The sequence below is a fragment of the Enterobacter sp. BIDMC 29 genome (genome assembly GCF_019378755.1).
Classification (GTDB): domain Bacteria; phylum Pseudomonadota; class Gammaproteobacteria; order Enterobacterales; family Enterobacteriaceae; genus Enterobacter; species Enterobacter ludwigii.
Genome location: NZ_CP080000.1, coordinates 1,886,773 through 1,893,469, shown reverse-complemented (window position 1 = coordinate 1,893,469; position 6,697 = coordinate 1,886,773). Strand labels below are relative to the sequence as shown.

General features: G+C 44.0%; 7 protein-coding genes and 1 pseudogene. All 8 read left to right on the top strand.

All coding sequences use genetic code 11. The features are described from left to right. The first annotated feature begins 148 nt into the window (after positions 1-148). Positions 149-1,219, top strand: a complete 1,071-nt coding sequence (tri1, locus tag JTA15_RS08530; protein ID WP_219373114.1) for an ADP-ribosylarginine hydrolase Tri1 — start codon at positions 149-151, stop codon at positions 1,217-1,219. A gap of 257 nt (positions 1,220-1,476) precedes the next feature. Then, positions 1,477-1,824, top strand: a complete 348-nt coding sequence (locus JTA15_RS08525) for an immunity protein Tsi6 family protein (protein ID WP_020883477.1) — start codon at positions 1,477-1,479, stop codon at positions 1,822-1,824. Between the two features lie 16 nt (positions 1,825-1,840). Then, a pseudogene (locus JTA15_RS08520) lies at positions 1,841-2,026 on the top strand (ADP-ribosylglycohydrolase family protein); the annotation flags it as partial. A 300-nt stretch (positions 2,027-2,326) separates the two neighbouring features. Next, positions 2,327-2,707, top strand: coding sequence for an immunity protein Tsi6 family protein (locus JTA15_RS08515; protein WP_032669863.1), 381 nt, complete (start codon positions 2,327-2,329; stop codon positions 2,705-2,707). A 32-nt stretch (positions 2,708-2,739) separates the two neighbouring features. Further along, positions 2,740-3,843, top strand: a complete 1,104-nt coding sequence (tri1, locus tag JTA15_RS08510) for an ADP-ribosylarginine hydrolase Tri1 (protein WP_219373113.1) — start codon at positions 2,740-2,742, stop codon at positions 3,841-3,843. A gap of 120 nt (positions 3,844-3,963) precedes the next feature. Continuing rightward, complete coding sequence (locus tag JTA15_RS08505) at positions 3,964-4,413, top strand: hypothetical protein (RefSeq protein WP_113656330.1); 450 nt, start codon at positions 3,964-3,966, stop codon at positions 4,411-4,413. Between the two features lie 231 nt (positions 4,414-4,644). Next, complete coding sequence (locus JTA15_RS08500) at positions 4,645-5,091, top strand: hypothetical protein (RefSeq protein ID WP_219373112.1); 447 nt, start codon at positions 4,645-4,647, stop codon at positions 5,089-5,091. A gap of 506 nt (positions 5,092-5,597) precedes the next feature. Next, on the top strand, positions 5,598-6,697 hold a 1,100-nt coding region (locus JTA15_RS21770), incomplete at its 3' end, for a type VI secretion system Vgr family protein (RefSeq protein ID WP_255580189.1).

Below are 6,697 nucleotides of genomic sequence, written 5' to 3'. Positions count from 1 at the left end.
TTGAAGTTTTTTCCGGCCGGAAAATTGACTTCCTTTCAGAATTCAATGCAACAGAGACTGAAGTGCTATTTAAGCCTAATACATCGTTTGAGGTTATCAGCAGGTCAGATGAACTTGGGATAACAAATATAGAATTAAGGGTAATACCATGATCGACCTTCATACTGAAGACTCTGTAATCAATCATTATGCCGATCGCTATCGTACATACATGCCAATTAATGTCCGTAAGGCAATAAAAAATAACGGTATTGATGGTTTGAGTTCTTCACAAGCCTGGGATGAAACATTACCTTTAATTACGACTGAAGATATTTCACGTGATAAAGCACTTGGGGCGCTGGTCGGTTTGGCTGTTGGGGACGCAGTCGGCACTACTCTTGAGTTTAAGAAAAGAGACAGTGAACATGTAGCGGATATGATTGGTGGCGGACCTTTTCATTTAAAACCCGGTGAATGGACGGATGATACGTCCATGGCATTATGTCTGGCGGAAACTTATCTTTCAGAAAACAGAATGCATACCGATATACTTAGAAAATATCTCGTTAAATGGTATCTTAACGGTGATAATAGCAGTAATGGTCGGTGTTTCGATATTGGCAATACGACGCGATTTGCGCTTGAACAGTATTTGCGTATCGGGCCTTCATGGTATGGTAATACCGAGAAACACACTGCTGGTAATGCTGCGGTTATTCGTCAAGCTCCGGTGTCTATCTTTCGTCGAAAATCGCTGCGCGCGATTTACTTCGAATCCCAGGCTCAGAGTCGCGCAACTCATGGCGCGGTAGAGTCAATTAATGCATGCCAATTTCTCGGATTGGTATTACACTATTTAATTAACGGTTATAAAAAAGAAGAAGCTTTTTCCCCTCATGTTTTCCCACTATGCGCGCGTGTAATGATCATAAATGCGGGTGAGTATAAGCAAAAAACTCGCGATCAGATTCGTTCAAGTGGTTATGTCATCGATACGCTTGAGGCCGCGATGTGGTCCGTATGGAATACTGACAATTTCCATGATGCGATTCTGCTGGCAGCCAATCTTGCCGATGATGCTGACAGCGTTGCGGCGACGGCAGGACAAATAGCGGGAGCATTATATGGTTATTCTGGTATTCCGTCGGAGTGGAAAAACAAACTTGTACAACACGCGCGTATCGCCAAAATGGCAGGTGAACTGTTCGATAGAGCTCCTGAGGATAATTTTTTATAATTGAATAATTCATATGGCACGGCTATTGTAGCGTGCCATTGAGTTGAAGGGAAAATGTTGGGTTAATGTGAAGTAACATGTGAGGAAAACAACTCACTTTGCCAGCATAGAAAATATACTGAATTATGCAAAAAAAGTAGAGTAGTTCGGTAATATTGCTTCCCGTACCTGGTATTTGGCTAGTTAAAAATATCTCTACCAGCCAAAAGGTAGGGGGTACAGAATTTATTCAGATAAAAATATGTCTAAGAGTGCTCATGAATAAAGAAAATTATAACGAGCTGAATTATATCAATGATGCCATTGATATAATCAATAAACGATTGGAAACAAAACCTGATTTTTCACTGTATGTTATGGTGAAGTGCCAGTTGGATTATATTAAATCTGTTTTGGTTGGCGCTGAAAAAGATAAAAGTAAATTACATTCATTGAATCTTGGAGTACTTGCATCTAAAGAATTTGATACAACAGATGCCGAACTTGCTGAGCATTTATCTAATGCTAATTATATAGCTTCGCAGATGGGGAAAGGATTGAAGATCATTCTTCCTCATGAACAAGATGTGGAATATTTGAAAAGACAAAAAAGATATCGTAAGTGATAGGCAGTTTTTTTGAATTCTGCTGGCCGCCAACCTTGCCTATGACGCTGACATCGTTGCGGCGACGGTGGGGCAAATAGCTGGAGCATTATATGGTGATTCCGGTATTCCCCAGGATTGGAAAAATAAACTCGAACAACACGAACGTATCGCCACTATGGCAGGTGAACTATTCGATAGAGCACTTGAGGATAATTTCTAGTAATTGTATAAATCATATGGCGCGGCTATTATAGCGTGCCATTAAGTTGAATAGAAAATGTTGTGTTGATGCGAAGTTGGATGTGAGACGAAACAACTTAATTTTCCAGTGTTGAAATATGTCGAAATATCAAGTGGACCATATTTGATGATAGTCACTCATTAATAAAGAGAGTGATTTTTTAATTTCCCCTCTTAATTCTATTATCTTCCTTTAATAAAATGTGGTGACTGATTTTATCAGGCAGAAGTGGTCGGGAATAATAGGCGCGCTCTCACTCTAATAATTTGACTCAATATAATGAATGAAATAACAGCCTTGGATTATGTTGAAAAAACATTAAGTTTATCTCAAAAGAGATATGCTGAAGTTAGAAAAAGTAATCCCCAATCCCCGCTTTTGCAAATGTACGACTCTACAGTACAACAATTATTATTTCTGCGGGACCTCATCGAAGGCAAGGAAAAGGATAAGGCGAAATTATGGAAAATGACGTTCGGTATGTATGCAGCGAAGGAGTTTGATAATTCGGATGAGTTGTTTTTTGAAAGGTTGTCGGATGCCTGGTTTATTGTTGATCAAATCCGCCGAGGATTAAAGGTTAGGCTCCCGCATGAGGTTGATGCCAATTATAGAATAAAACAACAAAATCTTAAAATGAAATATCCTGATGAATTTTAAGGTTGATATTAAATATATTTTATTATGGGTGAATGGTGATTAATTTACATGCTAATTTGAATGTATTGTTAAAATATGTAGATAGATATCGTAAGTACTTACCTGTTAGTAGTCTTTCAGTCCAGCAGAAAATGCAGTATAAATATAATGATAAACTATTAGAATCATCTTTTGATTGCGATGCACAAAAACAATGGTATTTAACACCATCGTGTAGTCTCTCACTAGCGGAATCAAGGGATCGCGCGATTGGTGCCCTTATTGGCCTCGCTGTTGGAGATGCCGTAGGCACTACGCTCGAATTTTTACCGCGTGACAGAGCATACGTCAAAGATATGACAGGAGGTGGGCCATTTCGACTTCGCGCAGGCGAATGGACGGATGACACATCCATGGCATTATGTCTTGCGGAAACGCTTCTTGAGAAGGGTGATGCTGATACTATATGCTTCAGGAATAAGCTTCTGGAATGGTATCAGCATGGTTATAACAGTTCAAATGGCATCTGTTTTGATATAGGTAATACAACTCGCTTTGCTTTAGAACAATATTTAACTGTTGGTCCTGGGTGGAGCGGTAATACTTCGCCAGAAACTGCAGGTAATGCTTCTATTATCAGACAAGCGCCTGTCTCAATTTTTTTTAGAAAGTCATTAAGCAAAGCGTTTTATGAAGCTAAAAAACAGAGCATCGCCACGCACGGTGCCGCGGAAGCAATAAATAGCACACAGTATTTAAGTTATTTACTTGTACATATGATTAATGGCAGCAATAAAGATTTTGTTTTTGCTCCACACGTCATGCCGCTTCAGCCACGTGTAATGATTATCAACGCGGGTGAATATAAGCAAAAAACTCGCGATCAGATTCGTTCAAGTGGTTATGTCATCGATACGCTTGAGGCCGCGATGTGGTCCGTATGGAATACGGATAATTTCAGAGATGCTATTCTGTTGGCCGCCAATCTTGCCGATGATGCTGACAGCGTTGCGGCGACGGCGGGGCAAATCGCGGGTGCGCTGTATGGTTATTCCGGTATCCCACAGGGGTGGAAAGACAAATTGGTACAACACGAACGTATCGCCAGAATGGCAGGTGAATTATTCGACAGGGCTCCTGAAGATACTTTCTTGTAATTGTTTTCATATTTGGATAGTGAGGGTTTGAGCTGGTCGTAATTTCCGCTCAGGCAGATGGCGGAATTAATGGTTATTGCTGAGTGTGTTGCCCTTTTGAAAAAAGATTAAAGAGGATAAATGGGAAATATTGTAATGCATTGGTTTTTCTTTATTTTCTTTATGATTTGGACACTAGCGCTTATCTGGAATGGAAAAGATTTTTTTAACAAGAAAAAGTGGCTCCTGGCGGGGATGATGTTGGTTCTGGTGTTAGTAGCCACAGTTGTCATTGGCTTTACGTTTAAATGGCTTTCTCAGTCGATGTCATTGTTTTCCATCGCAACGGCCAAACAATATTCGATCATTTTTTCTATGTCTTTTCTGTGCGTATGGGGTTTAAAGGTCACAGTTGTGCTCCTCTGTACTGTTTTCTCGGGGATTCTGAGGGGGCACAAAAGCTACAATGTGGAAAATTATGAAAAAATATCGTCTATATCACGCATCGTCGCACCTGGCTTACTTATCGTTGCTAAAAGCTTAATTTCCCTCGGAAGCTTCCTTATGTTTTCGGGTCTTTGGCTAAAGTAAGCACAATGATTAAGGTTGCATAACGGATACCCTGGTTTCTACTGTTACCGCAACCGCGTCTCCGCTTTGCGTCATGCCCTTGACCCGATMCGGATGCGTGCATCGACCACAGCAGGCAGCTCGGTTAACTGGTTACGGTGATCATCCTCACGCAACCCGGCATGCGCCAATTGTTAATACTGGGGGTGTGACTGTCATAGTCGGGCGAGCGAATAAGGAGCATCGGATTCAATGAAGTTTCTCGGGTTTATTATTTTTTCATTGGTCGCTCTTACCTATATCTGGAATGGCAAAGATAATTTTAACAAAAAAGAATGGGTGGTTTTTTTCGTAAAATTATCTTTTATATTAGTCGGCACTTTTATTCTGGTTGTCGTGTTGATCGGATTGCGGAAAATTTTCCCCTCGATGACAAAAGAAGATGGTGAGTTGGTACTAATCGTTATTCCGCCTTCGTTTTTTACACTGTTATTGGCTAAATTTTTCGTCATTATGCTTTGCACAATATTTGAAACTATAATGCGTTTTCATCAGCGATATAACACGGTGAAAAATTATTCGATTTTGTCATCGCTGGCAAATAGATATGGCCCCAGGTTGCTTTTGCTGGCGAAATGCCTGGCATCATTTGGATGCATTCTTATATTCTATGGTATCTGGCTAGCCTCCGCGGCCTAAGTGAAGAGACATTATAAACACTTAGAACAACTATCCGTTTCCCATAGCCTCCGCTACCAGTAACGAAGACCTTGAGGCGAACGATTGGAAATGGCTGTACACCTCAACTGACAAGGAAATACTTCATTACCAGGTGATATTGCCCATGCGTGTTAAGCCAGCAGTTTTGACTCCACCACACATTACTGAAGTCGGCTTGACGAATGAGAGGGGGTTATCCATCTCCGGAGTAACACTGTGGACGTGCTGGGGAAATTTCATCGCTGCGGAAGAAATGTGTGCTTTATACCAATGCTTTATTTTTAGCATGGGAAAAGTATGGTGCCATGCGGAGGGTGTATTTTTAATTAGTTAATTAAGTGTTCCATATTAAATGATAGGTTCCTCGACGATTTCCCCCAGGTGATTTTTCATCTGCCTGGTTACATGTAATAGTAAATGACTTTTTTCATTTATCCGTTTTTTTATTATCTTCTCCAGCATAAAACCATTACGGAATAAAGATTATGCTCAACCGAATTACCGTTCAGCTCCCGGTGGAGGGGCTTCTGTTCTGGAAACTGACGGGCCGCGAGGCGATGTCCGAGTCGTTCGCCCTGACGCTGACCCTGCTTGGCACGGATGCGCGCATTGACCGCAGCAAACTGCTGGGTCAGCCGGTCACGGTGACCATCCCGACGCAGAGCCTGCTGACGCCCCGCTATATCAATGGAAAAATCACCCGCGTGGCGGTGAGTGCCGTCGAGCTGACGGGCACCCGCTATGCGGTGTACCAGCTGACGGTGGAGCCGGACCTGTGGCCGATGAAGCGCGACCGTAACCTGCGTATCTTCCAGGGCCAGACGGTACCGCAGATTGTGAAAACCCTGCTGGGTGAACATCAGGTTAACGTGGAGGATAAGCTCACCGGGAGCTACCGGGTGTGGGACTACTGCGTGCAGTATCAGGAGTCAAGCCTGGACTTTATCAGCCGCCTGATGGAGCTGGAGGGGATTGCGTATCACTTCAGCCACGAGGCGGACAAGCACACGCTGGTGCTCACCGACGCCGCGACGCAGCATCAGCCGTTCAGCGGCTATGAGGTCATTCCTTACCACCAGACGCCGTCAGGCGGCAGTACGGATGAAGAGGGTATCAGCCAGTGGGCGCTGGAGGACAGCGTCACCCCGGGGATTTACAGCCTCGATGACTACGACTTCCGCAAGCCGAACGCGTGGCTGTTCCAGGCGCAGCAGAACCCGGCGTCACCAAAACCGGGCAGTATCGACGTGTACGACTGGCCGGGACGGTTTGTTGAGACCGGGCATGCGGAGTTCTACGCCCGTATCCGTCAGGAGCGCTGGCAGGTGGAGCACCAGCAGATTCAGGCGACGGCCACGGCCGCGGGTATTGTACCGGGACACACCTTCACCCTGACTAACGCCCCGTTCTTCAGTGATAACGGTGACTATCTGGTCACGGCGGCGGGTTACCATTTCGAGGAGAACCGCTACGCGAGCGGCGAGGGGGAAACCATCCATCGCACTGATTTCAGCGTCATCCCGGCGGCGGTGTCATACCGTCCGGCGCAGAGCACGGCGTGGCCGCGCACCTACGGCCCACAGAC